Below are 15,090 nucleotides of genomic sequence, written 5' to 3'. Positions count from 1 at the left end.
GGCAATGTCCCGCGTTTCGCCCGAGTCGTCCGCGCTCGAGCAGCCAGGACGTAACCTCGGCCTGCTGGATGTCTTCCACCGCCGCTATCTGCTCTCCCTCATCGTGCGCAAGGAAGTTCAGATCCGGTACCGCGGGTCCGTTCTCGGCTGGATGTGGTCGTACGTCAAGCCGCTCGTGCAATTCGTCGTCTTCTACGTCGCGATCGGCGTCTTCCTGGGGATGAACAGCCGGGTCGACTTCTTTCCGATCTACCTGCTTGCGGGCATCACGGTGGTCACGTTCTTCAACGAGGCTTTCTCGAACGGCACCCGATCGCTCGTGGACAACGCCGCGCTGATCAAGAAGATCTACCTTCCGCGCGAGATGTTCCCCGTCTCGAGCATGCTCATCGCTGCCGTCAACACGATTCCCCAGATCATCGTCGTCGTGGTCATTGCTCTGTTCTTCGGGTGGGCGCCATCCGCCATCCAGATCGGTGCGATACTGCTCGCGCTTCTGATCGTCTCCGTGCTCGCGACCGGCCTCGGGCTTCTCTTCGGGGCGATCAACGTGACCTTCCGTGACGCGCAGAGTTTCGTCGAGATCATCGTGATGATGGCGGTCTGGGCTTCACCGGTCATGTATCAGTGGGAGATGGTCGCCGATGCCGTGCCGAACTGGCTGTTCGTCCTGTATCGCTTGAACCCCCTCACACCCGCGGTGGAGCTGTTCCACTACGGCATATGGTTTCCCCTTGATCCGGGCGGGGCGCAGCCCCTGCCGGATCTCGCTCTCTTCTCGATCATCGCCCTCGCCCTCGCCCTCGTTCTCCTGGTGATCGGCCAGTCCGTGTTCCGTCGTCTGGAGGGTCGTTTTGCCCAGGATCTCTGACGTCTCGACCCCCAGCATCGTGGTGGATGACGTTCACAAAGATTTCAAGCTCCGCCACACGCACTCCATAAAGGAGACCTTCGTGGCGGCCGTGCGCCGCAAACCGTTGACAACGGACTTCCACGCGTTGGACGGGACGTCGTTCACGATCGCGGAGGGCGAAGCGGTGGCACTTCTCGGCTTCAACGGCTCCGGCAAGTCGACCATGCTCAAGCTCATCTCCGGGGTGCTGACACCCGACAGTGGGAAAGTGCTCACACGCGGCCGCGTCGCCGGCCTGATCGAAGTCGGCGCGGGATTCCACCCGGACCTGTCCGGTCGCGAGAACATCTTCCTCAATGCGGCGATACTCGGCATGAGCAAGAAGGAGATCGACGCTCGATTCGACGACATCGTCGCCTTCAGCGAGATCGAGAAGTTCATCGACACCGAGGTCAAGCACTATTCCTCTGGAATGTTCCTTCGTCTGGCATTCTCCGTCGCGATCCACACCGAAGTCGACGTGCTGCTCATCGACGAAATCCTCTCGGTCGGCGATGAACCCTTCCAGCGCAAGTGCCTGGCGAGGATCCGCGAACTGCATGGTGCCGGCAAGACCTTGGTGGTGGTTTCCCACGACCTCAACATGGTTTCCGACCTCTGCCAACGCGGCATCCTTCTCCGCGGTGGCAAGGTGGCGTTCGACGGCGACTCGAAAGAGGCCGTTGCGATGATGAGGGCCTGACGCTACAGCTCCGCGTGCAGCTGCCACACCCGGTCGGCGGCTCCGAGCCACGAGAACGCGCGGCCACGGTCGGCCGCGAGCACGCCGAGCCGCGTGGCGGCGGCAGTCGTCCCGAGCGCGTCGGCGAGAGCCGCACCGAGTGCCTCGGGGTCGGCATCCACCACGGCTCCGCCGTCGACGATGACCTCGTCGTTCACGGGCGAGGATGCCGCCACCACGGGAACTCCGAGGGCCAACGCCTCGAGCACACGCCAAGGCAGCCCGAATCGCTGATCGGCGACGACGAACGCGACCGCTCCTGCGAAGACCGCCGCGCGGTCAGCACCGGAGAGCGCGCCGCGCACGTGCAGGCTCCGTTCGGGGATACCCGCCGCCGAAGCCTGATCCGCGATCGTCGGTTCCTCGCCTTCGGCAGCGCCGATCACGACCACCGGAAGGTCGACACCCGATCGGGCGACCGCGGCAAGTCCCGCGCCCAGGGACTCGCCGTGATGCCCGGAGAGCAGCACGAACCCCTCCGGCAGGTCGAGCTCGCGCCGGCGTCCCACATCATCGCGCGGCACGGCGAATCCTTCGGGGGCCGCTCCCGCGATCACGCGGATGCGCTCACCGAGCTTCGCGATCTCAGCGAGTCGCACCGCCATCGCGTGCGTCGGCACGACGACCGCATCGGCGTGCTTGACCGCGCGCTTCAGCATCGCCTTCTGCCACGCCACGCTCGCCTTCGGATACTCGCCCGGGGCTTCCCACGGCCCGAGATCCCAGATCGTGACGACGGTCTGGTCGTGGTCGTGAACACGATCGTGCTTCACCAGCGGTGCGAACAGGGTCGGCGAGTGGATCATGCCGCCGCCGATGCCGCTCGCGACGCCGAGTTGCAGCGCACCCGCGAGCTCACGACGAGCGAGCGGGCTGCGGCGCACCTCGGCGAGACCGGCGATCTCGACGGCGGGAGAACCTGCGGGCGCGATTCCGGCGACCTCGCAACCGGAGGGAGCGCGGTCGATCAGGGCGGTCGCCAGCTCACGAGACGCCGTTTCGAGATCGGGATCGGTGGGCGCGACGAGCTGATCGAGCATGAACCGGAGTGTGGCGGTCATGGGGTTCAGCCTTCGGGGGTCGGCGTCGGCGTCGGCGGGTGCAGCGTCTGCTGCACGAGCTGCTGGATGTAGGCGAAGTCGGGGTCGTATTCGTCGATGCCGCCCTCGGGCGTGAGCTCGATCGTCGTGACCGGCTGCTCCTTGGCCTTGAGCGCGAGCTCTGCCAGGAACGGCAGCAGCGACTGCGGCAGGTCGGTCTGGATCAGATCCTGCCCGGCGGCCGCGACATCGCTGAAGCGGGTGAGCACGACGTCGGGGGTGAACTGCGCGAGGATCGCCTCCTGCAGTTCGCGTTGGCGCTTCATGCGGTCGAAGTCGCTCGTGGTGTACCTGGACCGGGCGTACCACTGCGCGGTGTCGCCGTCCATGTGCTGCTGTCCGGGTTCGATCCAGCCGATCGCCCAGCTGTCCACGTCGTTCGGGTCGACGCCCTCGGGCGGGCCGCCCTTCGGCAGTCGCTCGACGACGTTGATGTCGACGCCGCCGAGCGCGTCGACGAGCGAGGCGAAGCCGTGCATGTCGACGAAGACGTAGTAGGGGATCTCGATCCCGAGGATGCCCTCCGCGGCGTCCTTCGTGGCTTCGATTCCCGGCTCGGAGCCGTTGGCCTTCGCGTCGGGATAGAGGGCGTTGCCGTCCTGGCAGACCTCCACCTCGGTGCGGAGCTGATTGATGCCGCTCCCCCACCCGCACGTCGCGTTCGCGAAGCCGGTGTGGCCGTTCGGATACTTGTCCTGCATCGGGCCCGCCGAGAACGGCACGTTCGGCATGTCGCGCGGGATGCCGGTGATCGTGGTCGCACCGGTCTCGGCGTTCACCGAGACGACCGAGATGCTGTCGAACCGCATCGAGTCGCGGCCTTCGCCGCTGTCGGCGCCGAGCAACAGGATGTTGTAGTAGCCGTCGCTCGGCGGCACCGAGGGTCCGCTCGCGCCGAAGATCGCGCCGAGCGTGTCACGGGTCGTGCCGGCGATCTGCGAGGCGTACACCGCGCTTCCGGTGCCCGTGACCAGGAGGACGACGGCCAGGAGCAGGATGCCGAACCGGGCGATCGTGCCCGTCTTGACCAGTCGGACCAGACGCAGGGTGTCGACCGTGAGCACGATCCAGAGCACCGCGTACGCGAGCAGCGCGATCTGGATGATCGTGAGGGGTCCGGCGCGCAGGAGCCCGAGCCAGTCCGGTAGCCACGCGCCGGTGATGATGCTCACGGTGCCCTGCCGCCACAGCAGCAGTCCGAGCCCGCCGAGGATCACGGCGATCCAGAGCCCCAGCGTCGCGCCGAGCCCGATCTTGCCGAGGCGCCGATTGCCGGCGACGGCCTGCGCCGAACCGGGAACGAGGAAGTTCAGCAGGACGAGCCACCAGCCTCGACGCGTCATCACCTCGCGCGACGACGTGTCGGGGTACCGCATCGGCCGGTCTTCGACGACCTTCGACGAGACGTTGCGGACGGATGCCGGCCGCGGCGGACTCGCGACGCTCATAGCGACTCCTTGAGGCGGCGGTTCTTCTCCTCCACCTGCTGCTCGAGGTCTCGCGCAAAGTGCTCGACCCGGTCGCCGAGCGCGGCATCCGCCGACCCGAGAATGCGGACGGCGAGCAGACCTGCGTTCTTCGCGCCGTTGATCGAGACGGTCGCGACCGGGATGCCGGCGGGCATCTGCACGATGCTCAGGAGGGAGTCCAGGCCGTCGAGGGTCGCCAGCTGCACGGGGACGCCGATGACCGGCAGCGCCGTGACCGATGCGAGCATGCCCGGAAGATGAGCCGCGCCGCCCGCGCCCGCGATGATCGCGCGGAGGCCTCGCGCACGCGCCTCGCGACCGTAGCGGAGGAGCTTGTCGGGCGTCCGGTGGGCCGAGACCACCTCGACCTCGTGCGGGACGCCGAAGTCGGTGAGCAGCTGCGACGCGTCGCTCATGACGCGCCAGTCCGAATCCGAACCCATCACGACGCCGACCAGCGGCGCGTCGGACGAATGCAGCGGCACGCGCGCGGTCGAGTCAGTCACCGATCCAGGCTAGGGCGCCCGCCTGGAAGATCCCCGCAACGGCGCGGCCGGAGCGCCGATACGACGGTCAATCCAGGAAGACGGATGCCGCCGCCCTGGCCTGATAGACGGCTTCGTCCAGGTCCTCCCCGGCGACGTTCACGTGCCCCACTTTGCGTCCCGGACGCGGCGCCTTGCCGTACGTGTGCACCTTCGCCATCGGGTGGGCCGCCATCGCCGTCGCGAACCGGTCCTCCAGTGCGCCTTCGGCGGGGCCGCCGAGGATGTTCACCATGACCGACCACTCGGCTCGCGGCTCCGGGTCGCCGAGCGGCAGGTCGAGGACGGCGCGCAGATGCTGTTCGAACTGGCTCGTGACACCGCCGTCCTGACTCCAGTGCCCGCTGTTGTGCGGGCGCATCGCCAGCTCGTTCACGAGCAGTCGCTCGTCGGTCGTCTCGAAGAGCTCGACCGCGAGCATTCCGGTGACATCCAGTCCTTCCGCGATCCCGATACCGATGCGGGCGGCGACGTCAGCCATCCGCCCGCTGGAGCGGGGCGCGGGCGCGATGACCTCTGCGCAGACTCCGTCGCGCTGCACGGTCTCCACCACCGGATACGCGCGCACCTCGCCCGACGGTCGCCGGGCGATCTGCTGCGCAAGCTCCCGGGAGAAGTCGACCAGCTCCTCCGCCAGCAGCGCGCCACCACGGCCGTCCTCGGCGAGCGCGGCGAACCAGTCATCGGCCTCCGTCGCCGCGTGGACGACGCGCACGCCCTTGCCGTCGTATCCGCCGCGGGGGGTCTTCACGACCGCACTGCCGCCGTGGCCGTCGAGGAACGCCTGCAGTTCTTCGCGGCTCGTGACCGCCGCCCACTCCGGCTGCGGCATCCCGATCTCCTGAAGTCGCGCGCGCATCTGCAGCTTGTCCTGGGCGAAGCGCAGCGCGTGCGGACCGGGGTGCACGGGGATGGAGGCGTCGACAAGCGTCTGGAGCACGTCCTGCGGCACGTGCTCGTGGTCGAACGTGACCACATCCACGTCGCGGGCGAACGCGAGCACGGTCTCGGCATCGCGGTAGTCGCCGACCGCCGTCGCGGCGAGCGAGGCCGACATGCCTTCCTCCTCGGCCAGCACGCGCAGCTCCACGCCCAGCTCCACCGCGGGGGCGATCATCATCCGCGCCAGCTGTCCTCCACCGACGACTCCGACTCGCAGCGCCATGAACGTCCCTTCCGTCGCTCTGTGTCCTCCCATCATCGCGCAGGCTCTCTCCCCTGCTCGACCCGGTGGATCAGGCGGCGGACGGCGCGGGCGGCATCGGCGGGATCGCCTGCGCGTCGCGGTGAGCGAGGATCTGGTTGACCTCGACCTGGTCGACGAGCGCCTCGTGCACGAGCGCGACGCTCGGGATGTTCGTCATCCGCAGCGACTCATCGACCCCGTTGGACAGCGTGAGCGTTCCGGCGCCCCACATCCGCTGGATGAGGCCCCGGCGTTCCTGCACGGTGTAGCCGCGGACGTGACTGAGCTCACGCCGCCGAACACCGAAGACACCCCATCGTTCCAGCACGCGCCGCGTGGTGATCGTGTAGACGTGCGACCACCACGACAGGAACGGCAGCAGGACGAGGAAGACGACCACGACCGCCGCGGCGGTCAGCAGCATCCAGTCCTCGAAAGGCGCGGGCAGATTGCCGTAGAAGTACCCGACGGCGCCGGCTACGGCGATGAGGATGAGCGCCGGCCAGATCATGCGCCGGGCGTGCCGCCGGAAGCGCGCGATGCGCAGCTCGGGTGTCGGCGCGCCCGGGACCACCATGGGCGGACGGCCGCCGTATGTGGTCGGCTGGGTCATGCTCCCATTGTGCGGGTCGCCGCCGACGTCGGCGGCTGCCACGCCCGCAGTCAGCGCACGTGGACGACGTCTCCCGCCGCGACGGGAGTCGGGACGCCGTCCGCGACGACCACGAGGCGCCCCTCGGCATCGATGCCGTCGGCGCGTCCGACGAGGTGACTGCCGTCGGGAAGCGCGACATCGACGTCCGACCCCACGGTGCTGCACAGCGCGACGATGTCGGCGGCGACGCCGGCGGCCCCGGCGTCTCCCCCCGCCGCGAGCAGCGCCGTCAGCTGCGCGTCGAGCTCGGTCAGGAACGCGGCAAGGAGACGGTCCTCGTCGACCTCGAGACCGGAGGCGGCGAACGAGGTCGCCGTCTCGACCGGGAGATCAGCGAGGCTCATGCGCGTGTTCACGCCGACGCCGATCACGACGGCATCCGGGTGACCCGGGACGACCTCGGCGAGGATCCCGGAGAGCTTGCCGCCGTTGAGCAGCACGTCGTTCGGCCACTTGACGGTCACGCGATGGGGCGTCCCGCGCAGCTGGTCGCGGACGGCCCGCGTCATCGCCGCACCGGCCACGAGCGGAACCCATCCGCGTGCGGCGACGGGCAGACCGTCGACCCGCACGAGCACGGATACCGCCAGAGCCGTACCGGGCGGGGCCGTCCACGTCCGGTCCAGGCGTCCGCGACCCGCGCGCTGATCGGTGGTCAGGATCAGCGAGAGGTGCGGCCACTGCTCCGGATCGGCCGCGACGGCCTTCACCAGATCGGCGTTGGTCGAGTCGGTGGTCTCGGTCACCTGCAGGCGCGGGGACACGGCGGCGGCGAGCGGGTAGCCCTCATCAGGAATCGACATGTGTGTCACCCTAGCGACAGCCCGCCGCGCGCCCGCTTGTGCGAACTCTCCAACTCGGATCCGCCCCCCGCCGATAAAGTGGGACGGGTGACCGAACAGCCCGATCTCTCGACCACCGCCGGCAAGATCGCCGACCTCCGCTCGCGCTTCCAGGAGGCCGTTCTCGACGCCGAGAAGACCGCGCAGACCAAGCAGCACGCGAAAGGCAAGGGCACCGCACGCGAGCGGATCGAGCAGCTCGTCGACCCGGGCAGCTTCGTCGAATTCGACGAGTACGTCCGCCACCGCACCACGGCGTTCGGGATGGACCGCTCCCGCCCCTACGGCGACTCCGTGGTCACCGGCGTCGGCACGATCCACGGGCGCACCGTCGCGGTGTACTCGCAGGACTTCTCGACCTTCGGCGGCTCCCTCGGCGAGGTCGCGGGCGAGAAGATCATCAAGATCATGGAGTTCGCCCTGCGCGGTGGGATGCCGATCATCGGCATCCTCGATTCCGGCGGCGCGCGCATCCAGGAGGGTGTCGTCGCGCTCGGCAAGTACGGCGAGATCTTCCGCCTGAACACCCAGGCCTCCGGAGTGATCCCGCAGATCTCGCTCATCATGGGCCCGGCCGCGGGCGGCGCGGTCTACTCGCCGGCACTCACGGACTTCGTGATCATGGTCGACAAGACCTCGCAGATGTTCGTCACGGGTCCGGACGTCATCAAGACCGTGACCGGCGAGGACGTCGGCATGGAGGAGCTCGGCGGCGCGTACACGCACAACACCCGCTCGGGCGTCGCGCACTACCTCGCGGAGGACGAAGAGGACGCGATCGACTACGCGCGCACTCTGCTGGGCTTCCTGCCCGACAACAACATGGCGGAGCTGCCGGTCTACGAGAACACGTTCGAGTTCGAGACGACGGATGCCGACCGCACGCTCAACATGATCGTCCCGGATTCCGCGAATCAGCCCTACGACATCCATCAGGTGATCGGTCACGTCGTCGACGCGGGCGAGTTCCTCGAGGTGCAGCCCCTTTTCGCCCCCAACATCGTCATCGGGTTCGGACGCGTGGAGGGACGCACGGTCGGCATCATCGCGAATCAGCCCTCGCAGATGGCCGGCACGCTGAACATCCAGGCGGGCGAGAAGGCCAGTCGCTTCGTCCGCTTCTGCGATGCGTTCTCCGTGCCGATCCTGACTCTCGTCGACGTCCCCGGCTACCTGCCCGGCACCGACCAGGAGTGGGAAGGCGTGATCCGCCGCGGTGCCAAGCTGCTGTACGCGTATGCCGAGGCGACCGTGCCGCTCGTGACGGTCATCCTCCGTAAGGCCTACGGCGGCGCGTACATCGTGATGGGGTCCAAGCAGCTCGGCGCCGACATCAACCTGGCGTGGCCGACCGCCGAGATCGCGGTGATGGGCGGCCAGGGCGCGGTGAACATCCTGTACCGCGGCGAGATCAAGCGGGCCGAGGACGCCGGAGAGGACGTCGCCGCCGTCCGCACGCGCCTGGCGAACGAGTACACGTACGACGTGGCGTCCCCGTTCCTCGCGGCCGAGCGCGGCGAGCTCGACGGCATCATCGAGCCGGCGCAGACCCGCGTCGCCGTCGCGAAGGCGCTCCGCGCGCTGCGGGGCAAGCGCGCGAGCCTGCCGCCCAAGAAGCACGGGAACATCCCGCTGTGAGCGAGCAGGAGGACGCCGTCGATCAGATGCGGGTCGAGCTCCTGCGGGGCGATCCGACCCCGGAGGAGCTCGCCGCCCTGGTCGCGGTCGTCAGCGAGGCCTATGCCGAGGAGGCCGCCGGCGCGACCGCCGATGACACGTCGTCCCGTTCGGGCTGGGCACTGTCGCAGCGCGGGCTCCGCGCGCCGCTGCGGCGCGACCTGGGCTGGGGAAGATTCGGCTGAGTCCGGCATCCATTCGCACGTATGCGTGTCCCCCGAAATACCTACAGACGACTTCTCGCGGGCCTGCGCATACTTGTAGGGCTGGAACGCATCATGCGTTCGGTCGACCTGCTGCTCATTCGTGACAGCCCAGGTTCGGCCACGCGGACGGTTTTCGGGTAACTGTCCGCCCGGTGGGGGGTAGGCGGCTTCGCCGCCCCCCACCATCTCCCACTTTCGCTTCCCGCCCCGGCTCCCCTCCCCCGCCGGGACGGGGAGCGAAAACTCTTTCCGCGACGCCGGCTCAGCGCGTGGGCGGGTGGTCGATCTCGCGCCAGAGGTCGACGGCATCCTCGTCCGAGAGCGTCTCACCCGAGGCCGATCGCCCGACGACCGTCACGGCGACGCGCTCATCGGGCGAGGTGCGGATGTAAAGGCGGTCCGACCGTGCTGAACGCAGCGTCTCCGCGAGCTCAGCCCGGATCACCCCGAGCGCGGCCTCGTCGAGTCCGTCCAAGCCGCCCTCGTCGAGCACGGTCACGCTCGCCCCGCGCCGGCGGGCCCGCTCGAGCTCAGCGTGCACGGCGTCGTCGAGCAGCCGGGGACCGCGCATCTCATCGCGCAGGCGACCCTCGGCCAGATGCGCCTGGGTGCGCTCCTCGTCGGTGAGTGCACCTCCGGTGGCCACCGTGCGGGTCAGCACCGGCCCGGCGACCGCGAGGGCGCGCTGCACCTGGATCCGGCGCTCCCGCTGACGTCCGCTCTGCGAGGCCTGCCACGCCGATGCCGCGCGCTGCAGCTGCGCGAGCTGGGCGGTGTCTCGCGCCGCGCGATCGATCGACAGCAGCATGAGCTGCGTCGCCGCCACCCACACGATCGACCCGACGAGCCCGAGACTCATCGCGTTGACAAGGCCCATCCAGTAGATCGAGCCGACGGCGAGCGCGGCGATGCCGATCCACGCGACCCACGGGCGGCGGCGCACCATCACGATGACCATCAGGACGCCGATGCCGCCCAGATACCACGTGGCGAAGGGGTCGGTGCGATCCTCCGGACGGACAGCCACCGCGATCGCCGTCGGGACGATGAAGGCGGAGGCGAGCGCCATGACACCGGCCCAGCGCGGAAGGCGGGTCCGCGAACCGCCGATGAGGCCGGTGGGAGGACCGTCGACGGGCGAGGGGATCTGTGCGCGACGAGGCTCCCAGAAGATGCAGAGCCAGATCGTGACCAGATAGAGGCTGAGCGCCGCCACGATCACGAGTGGCTGCACGGGCGGCTCGGTCCACCAGAGTCCGCGCAGGGCCAGATAGCCCGTGAAGGCGAGGGCGATGCCGACGATGATCCTGCGAACGCTGATCACGATGTGCCTTCCCGCCACTCGAGCCACACGGTCGTGCCCTGCGCGTCGGACTGGATCTCGCTCGTGCCGCCGACCGCCGCGACGCGGGCGAAGATCGATGCACGGATGCCGAGCCGGTCCTGCGGCACGCGCTCCAGGTCGAATCCGGCACCGGTGTCGCGGACGGTGATGAGCGTCTGAGCGGGGCGGGCACGCCCTCGCACGCTCACCGCGAGGCCCGCGCCGCCGGCGTGCTGTGCGGCGTTCGCGATCGCCTGAGCGGACGCGAGCACGAGTGCCCGCGCCACCCGACCGGGCATCGCCGGCGTGAGCGGCTCGATGTCGCGCTCGATCGTCAGCCGGACGCCGAGCTCGAGAGCCGAGCGCTCGATGCCGTCCGCGAGGCTCTCCGGGTCGCGCGGCTCGTCACTGCCCTCCTCGGACCCCTGCTCGGTGTTGGCGAGGCGGGTGAGGGCTTCGCGGGCCATCGCGACGGCCAGGGTCCGCTCGCGCGGGGTGTGCGCGCGCTCCGCGGCGATGAGTGCCGCCAGAACGCTGTCGTGCATGAGCGCCGCCACGGCGACGCGTTCCTGTTCGGCGGCATCCGCTGCTGCGGCGTCCGCATACGACTCGACCGCGCGCGCCCGGGTCTCGTCGACGTTGGCCGCGACCGACCGGAAGACCCACCCGAGCGTCGTGAGCATCCCGCCGAGGATGAGGGCGAACGACACGTCCAGGCTCACGGAGTACCAGTACTCCGGCGCGAACCCTGCCTGGATCATCCGCACCGCCCCGAACAGCAGCGGCACCATCACCGTCCAGACGACCTGCAGGATCAGCGGGAAGGCGAGCACGCTTGCGACGGTCGCGACGTTGACCAGGTACCAGATCCACGGCTCGACCGAGGGGTCGGCATCCCCGCCCGCCGTCGCCATCGGCCAGAGCAGGAGAGTGATCGGGTAGATCACCGCGAAAATGCCCGCGAACAGGCGCACACCCCGGCCGATCGCGCACGCGAGCAGCATCGCCCCGAGCGGCACGAAGGTCATCAGCATGAGCGGCACGTGCCACTGCGGCGTCTCCTGGTACGGACCCAGCGCGTTCAGGAAGGCCTGGGCGCCGAGCGCGAGGCCGCCGAGGGCGACCACGAGCGACAGGATGCGCTCGATGCGTAGACGTGTGAACGATCCGAGCCCGGCCGTCGTCTCGCGCGAGTGCGGGATGTGCCCCCACGCGTCGTCGAGGATCGCGCGCGTGCTCTCAGGCTCCGACACCACCGACGCCCTCGCTGTCGTTCGGCTCGGAGAGGATCCCGTCCTCCATCGCCCGGCGGAGGAGATCGACCTTCGTCGGCGCGGGCCTTCCCACCTCGACGTACTTGACCCGCACGCGGGTGATGTTCTCCTTCGCCGTCGAGTACGCGACCCCGAGGCGGTCGGCCACGACCTTGAGCGGAAGACCTGCGGCGTACAGACGGAGCACGTCGCGCTCACGGGCCGAGAGCTGGGCGTCGGCGAACGCCCGGTCGCCCTCGACCGCGCTCGCCCACTCGACGTTGTTCAACGGCTCACCGCTGGCGACCGTGCGGACCGCGGCGATCACGTCGCCGATCGGCGACGCCTTGCTCACGACACCCGCAGCGCCTGCCGCGAGCGCCTCTCGGACGGCGGCCGGGCGGTCGGCGACACTGTGGATGATGACACTGGATCCGTCGACGACCAGACGGCGGACGTTCTCGGTCACGGTGGTGCCGTCGCCGAGCGTCAAGTCGAGGACCACGACATCGGCCGGCGGCGCCGCGCTGAAGGCGCGCCACTCGAGATAGCCGGTGACGCTGCTGCCGGAGAACACGACGTCCTTGTCGGCGCGCGCACAGGCCGCCTCGAGTCCGAGCCGAACGGATTCGTGGTCGTCGATGAGGGCGACGCGCGTCATGGGTTCAGCCTAGCCGCGCGGTTCGGCGGAGCCGGCGGGCAGGCGCGTGAGTCATGCCTCGGTATCCTGAATGGTCAGCAAGAAGGCGCAGGGGAAACATGAGAATCGCAGGCCGAACGATCGGGACCGAATCACCGCCGTTCGTGGTGGCCGAGATCTCCGGCAACCACGGAGGTCGACTCTCCCGGGCATTGGAGCTGATCGACGCCGCGGCGGACGCGGGAGTCGACGCGGTCAAATTCCAGACGTACACGGCGGACACGATCACGATCGACGCCGACACGGCAGCCTTCCGAATCTCCGACGGCCACGGCCTCTGGGGCGGACGAACCCTCTACGACCTCTACACGGAGGCGCACACGCCGTGGGACTGGCATGCGGAGCTGTTCCGGCACGCGCGCCGCAGGGGATTGATCCCCTTCTCGAGCCCATTCGACGCGACGGCCGTCACCCTGCTGGAGGAACTCGAAGCCCCGGCCTACAAGATCGCCTCGCTGGAGATCGGCGACACCGGTCTCCTCCGCGCTGTCGCCGCGACGGGGAAGCCGGTCATGCTGTCGAACGGCGCCGCGACACTGCAGGAAGTGACGGCAGCCATCGACACGCTCACGTCCGCGGGGGCAAGCGGGATCATCCTCCTGTCGTGCGTGTCCGCGTATCCGGCGGACCCGCGAGAGGTCAATGCGCGCAGCATTCCGGTGCTGCGCGATGCTCTCGGTGTGACCGTCGGATTCTCCGATCACACTCCGGGGCTGGGTTCCAGTCTGGCTGCGGTGGCGATGGGTGCGACGGTGATCGAGAAGCACATGACGATGTCGCGGGCCGAAGGCGGCGTCGATGCCGCGTTCTCGCTCGAGCCGAGCGAGATGAAGTCGTTGGCCGTCGAGGCTCGACGGGTGTGGGAATCCTTGGGCAGCGCGACGCCGGCGGTGTCGGCGGGCGAATCGGAGAGCCGTCGTCTTGCTCGGTCGCTGTGGGTCGTCCGCGACGTCGCCGCAGGCGAAGAGGTCACCTCGGACACCGTTCGTTCGATCCGACCGGCGGGAGGTCTCGCGCCCGCGGAGTGGGACCGCGTGCAGGGGCGGCGATTCCGTTCGGACGTCCGCAAGGGCACGCCGCTCAGGTGGGATCTTCTCTGACCTCCGAGCCCGAGAGACTCCACCGCATCCATCCGGCGCCGGGGGTGCCGGGCCGCCATCCCAGACTTTGGAAAACGGCGTTCGAGGCATCGTTCGAAGTCCTGACGTCGGCGAGCAGGAGCGCGGTCGAGGACGATCGCGAACGGAATTCCGCCACGGATTCCGCGACGACGGCTTTCGCCCATCCCCGGCCCCGCGCCTCCGGCGCGAGCGTGATCGAGAACTCCCACTCATCGGCATCACGTCGGTCGAATCGGGTCGTCGCGATGGGCTCGCCGTCACTCTCGACGACCAGAACGCGGCGATCCGTGGCCTCGCGCGCACCCGCGAACCACACGACGTGATCGCTCCATCCCACAGGCTCCTGGGACCGCGAAGCTGCGCGCGTCGCCGGGTCGTTGCGCCAGGCGTACAGACGACCCACATCCCGCTCGGACGCCGGGCGGACGCGCAGTCCGACGCGGGATCGGGAGATCCGCTCTTCGCTCCACGTCCGAACGACACGCCTCGCTCCCCGCCCGTCCACGAGACCACGGGCGCGTTCGGCCATCCGAGTCAGGGAAAGCGGGTCTGCCATCGCAGCGGCGACCTCGTGGATGGCGAGCGGAGATCCGTCGGGCAGGAAGCCGAGGCCGACGGCGAGCCCTGAGCCGACGAGCGTGCCGTAATGGTCGCGCTGGTTCTCCACGAGTCCGACGACGACCATCGGCACCTGCAATGCCGCAAGTTCCCACACGGTCGTGCCTGCTCCCGTGACCACCACGTCCCAGTCCTCCAGGAGACTCCGCAGGTCCGGGTTCCGGGCCACGACCTGGAAATCAGGTGACGCTGCGGCAACCCCGTCCGCCACGAGTCCGACTCGTCCTACGGCCGGAATCGCGGCCATCGACGAGGCGATGCGCGGACCGTGACCCCCTGCATCCGTTCCGCCCATCATCACGAGCACATGCGGTCTGGGCCTGACCTCGCGCAGGGTGCGAGCCGACCCCAACCCCTCGCGCATGACGAGGTTCTTCGGGCCGAGCGCGACCGAGGAAGTGGCGTACAGCGGGTCGAAGCGAACGAGCGCACGCGGCGAGCCGTCGACGATCACATCTGCGGGACGCTTGCCGAAGTCGTCATCGACCGCAGTCGACGTCACTATTCCTCGCGCGCGACCGGCTTCGCGCAGCCCCGGGAAGGGGCCGTAGTGATCGATGTGGAGCACACCGGCGCCGACGTCCTCTGCCAGTGCGATCAACTGCTCCGGGTCGTCGATCGGCCCGTGCCTCTGCAGGCCCGCTGGCTCCAGCATCCGCTCACCGAGTTCCGTCGTCACCGCCCCGGAGAGGTGGATATCGTGCACCCCGTGTGTCCGCAACGCCTGAGCGAGGGCCACACACCGCGCCAGGTGGCCGAG

Annotated in this window: 15 protein-coding genes; 5 read left to right on the top strand and 10 right to left on the bottom strand. The window is 69.2% G+C overall.

What is annotated here, in order from left to right; translation table 11 throughout:
* Positions 1-4 precede the first annotated feature (4 nt).
* Positions 5-871: an ABC transporter permease gene (locus tag ABD197_RS05400; protein WP_344052369.1), complete on the top strand. Its 867-nt coding sequence runs from the start codon at positions 5-7 to the stop codon at positions 869-871.
* Positions 855-1,595, top strand: a complete 741-nt coding sequence (locus ABD197_RS05395; RefSeq protein ID WP_344052367.1) for an ABC transporter ATP-binding protein — start codon at positions 855-857, stop codon at positions 1,593-1,595. The genes ABD197_RS05400 and ABD197_RS05395 overlap by 17 nt, the downstream gene beginning before the upstream one ends.
* A 2-nt stretch (positions 1,596-1,597) precedes the next feature.
* Here ABD197_RS05395 and ABD197_RS05390 read toward each other — a convergent pair whose 3' ends face one another.
* From ABD197_RS05390 to ABD197_RS05365, 6 genes are all read right to left on the bottom strand, one after another.
* Positions 1,598-2,695 (bottom strand): glycosyltransferase, encoded by a 1,098-nt coding sequence (locus tag ABD197_RS05390; RefSeq protein ID WP_344052365.1) that lies wholly within the window; start codon positions 2,693-2,695, stop codon positions 1,598-1,600.
* 5 nt (positions 2,696-2,700) lie between these two features.
* Positions 2,701-4,182, bottom strand: coding sequence for an LCP family protein (locus ABD197_RS05385; RefSeq protein ID WP_344052363.1), 1,482 nt, complete (start codon positions 4,180-4,182; stop codon positions 2,701-2,703).
* Positions 4,179-4,646: a 5-(carboxyamino)imidazole ribonucleotide mutase gene (purE, locus tag ABD197_RS05380; protein WP_344055796.1), complete on the bottom strand. Its 468-nt coding sequence runs from the start codon at positions 4,644-4,646 to the stop codon at positions 4,179-4,181. The genes ABD197_RS05385 and purE overlap by 4 nt, the downstream gene beginning before the upstream one ends.
* A gap of 130 nt (positions 4,647-4,776) precedes the next feature.
* Positions 4,777-5,913 (bottom strand): 5-(carboxyamino)imidazole ribonucleotide synthase, encoded by a 1,137-nt coding sequence (locus ABD197_RS05375; RefSeq protein ID WP_344052361.1) that lies wholly within the window; start codon positions 5,911-5,913, stop codon positions 4,777-4,779.
* A 70-nt stretch (positions 5,914-5,983) separates the two neighbouring features.
* Complete coding sequence (locus tag ABD197_RS05370) at positions 5,984-6,547, bottom strand: PH domain-containing protein (protein ID WP_344052358.1); 564 nt, start codon at positions 6,545-6,547, stop codon at positions 5,984-5,986.
* 50 nt (positions 6,548-6,597) lie between these two features.
* Positions 6,598-7,392 carry a biotin--[acetyl-CoA-carboxylase] ligase gene (locus tag ABD197_RS05365; RefSeq protein ID WP_344052357.1) on the bottom strand — a complete coding sequence of 265 codons (795 nt, stop codon included), beginning with the start codon at positions 7,390-7,392 and terminating at the stop codon, positions 6,598-6,600.
* 87 nt (positions 7,393-7,479) lie between these two features.
* Here ABD197_RS05365 and ABD197_RS05360 point away from each other — a divergent pair, with 87 nt between their 5' ends.
* Both ABD197_RS05360 and ABD197_RS05355 read left to right on the top strand, forming a co-directional pair.
* The gene (locus ABD197_RS05360) at positions 7,480-9,069 is read left to right on the top strand and encodes an acyl-CoA carboxylase subunit beta (protein ID WP_344052355.1); all 1,590 of its coding nucleotides are present in this window, start codon (positions 7,480-7,482) and stop codon (positions 9,067-9,069) included.
* Positions 9,066-9,293 carry an acyl-CoA carboxylase subunit epsilon gene (locus tag ABD197_RS05355; RefSeq protein ID WP_344052353.1) on the top strand — a complete coding sequence of 76 codons (228 nt, stop codon included), beginning with the start codon at positions 9,066-9,068 and terminating at the stop codon, positions 9,291-9,293. Before ABD197_RS05360 ends, ABD197_RS05355 begins: the two co-directional genes overlap by 4 nt.
* Before the next feature lie 283 nt (positions 9,294-9,576).
* Here the strand turns inward: ABD197_RS05355 and ABD197_RS05350 are convergent, their stop codons facing one another.
* From ABD197_RS05350 to ABD197_RS05340, 3 genes are read right to left on the bottom strand one after another with little or no spacing between them, the layout of a single operon-like run.
* Positions 9,577-10,638 carry a hypothetical protein gene (locus ABD197_RS05350; RefSeq protein ID WP_344052351.1) on the bottom strand — a complete coding sequence of 354 codons (1,062 nt, stop codon included), beginning with the start codon at positions 10,636-10,638 and terminating at the stop codon, positions 9,577-9,579.
* Positions 10,635-11,891 (bottom strand): ATP-binding protein, encoded by a 1,257-nt coding sequence (locus ABD197_RS05345; protein ID WP_344052349.1) that lies wholly within the window; start codon positions 11,889-11,891, stop codon positions 10,635-10,637. The genes ABD197_RS05350 and ABD197_RS05345 overlap by 4 nt, the downstream gene beginning before the upstream one ends.
* The gene (locus ABD197_RS05340; RefSeq protein ID WP_344052347.1) at positions 11,878-12,552 is read right to left on the bottom strand and encodes a response regulator transcription factor; all 675 of its coding nucleotides are present in this window, start codon (positions 12,550-12,552) and stop codon (positions 11,878-11,880) included. The genes ABD197_RS05345 and ABD197_RS05340 overlap by 14 nt, the downstream gene beginning before the upstream one ends.
* 98 nt (positions 12,553-12,650) lie before the next feature.
* On the opposite strand from ABD197_RS05340, the gene pseI reads away from it, so the two are divergent.
* Positions 12,651-13,691: a pseudaminic acid synthase gene (pseI, locus tag ABD197_RS05335; protein ID WP_344052345.1), complete on the top strand. Its 1,041-nt coding sequence runs from the start codon at positions 12,651-12,653 to the stop codon at positions 13,689-13,691.
* On the opposite strand, the gene ABD197_RS05330 is transcribed toward pseI, so the two are convergent.
* Positions 13,672-15,009: a GNAT family N-acetyltransferase gene (locus ABD197_RS05330; protein WP_344052343.1), complete on the bottom strand. Its 1,338-nt coding sequence runs from the start codon at positions 15,007-15,009 to the stop codon at positions 13,672-13,674. The genes pseI and ABD197_RS05330 overlap by 20 nt on opposite strands.
* Positions 15,010-15,090 lie beyond the last annotated feature (81 nt).

Origin of the sequence: Microbacterium lacus (genome assembly GCF_039531105.1) — a bacterium.
GTDB lineage: Bacteria > Actinomycetota > Actinomycetes > Actinomycetales > Microbacteriaceae > Microbacterium > Microbacterium lacus.
Note: the sequence above shows the minus strand (reverse complement) of the source record. Positions and strands in the feature narration are given on the sequence as shown.

Bases quoted from the DNA above. Each gene is read 5' to 3' on its own strand.
- ABD197_RS05390 (WP_344052365.1), bottom strand. From the start codon at position 2,695: ATGACCGCCACACTCCGGTTCATGCTCGATCAGCTCGTCGCGCCCACC.
- ABD197_RS05385 (WP_344052363.1), bottom strand. From the start codon at position 4,182: ATGAGCGTCGCGAGTCCGCCGCGGCCGGCATCCGTCCGCAACGTCTCG.
- pseI (WP_344052345.1), top strand. From the start codon at position 12,651: ATGAGAATCGCAGGCCGAACGATCGGGACCGAATCACCGCCGTTCGTG.
- ABD197_RS05340 (WP_344052347.1), bottom strand. From the start codon at position 12,552: ATGACGCGCGTCGCCCTCATCGACGACCACGAATCCGTTCGGCTCGGA.
- purE (WP_344055796.1), bottom strand. From the start codon at position 4,646: ATGGGTTCGGATTCGGACTGGCGCGTCATGAGCGACGCGTCGCAGCTG.
- ABD197_RS05375 (WP_344052361.1), bottom strand. From the start codon at position 5,913: ATGGCGCTGCGAGTCGGAGTCGTCGGTGGAGGACAGCTGGCGCGGATG.
- ABD197_RS05400 (WP_344052369.1), top strand. From the start codon at position 5: ATGTCCCGCGTTTCGCCCGAGTCGTCCGCGCTCGAGCAGCCAGGACGT.
- ABD197_RS05365 (WP_344052357.1), bottom strand. From the start codon at position 7,392: ATGTCGATTCCTGATGAGGGCTACCCGCTCGCCGCCGCCGTGTCCCCG.
- ABD197_RS05370 (WP_344052358.1), bottom strand. From the start codon at position 6,547: ATGACCCAGCCGACCACATACGGCGGCCGTCCGCCCATGGTGGTCCCG.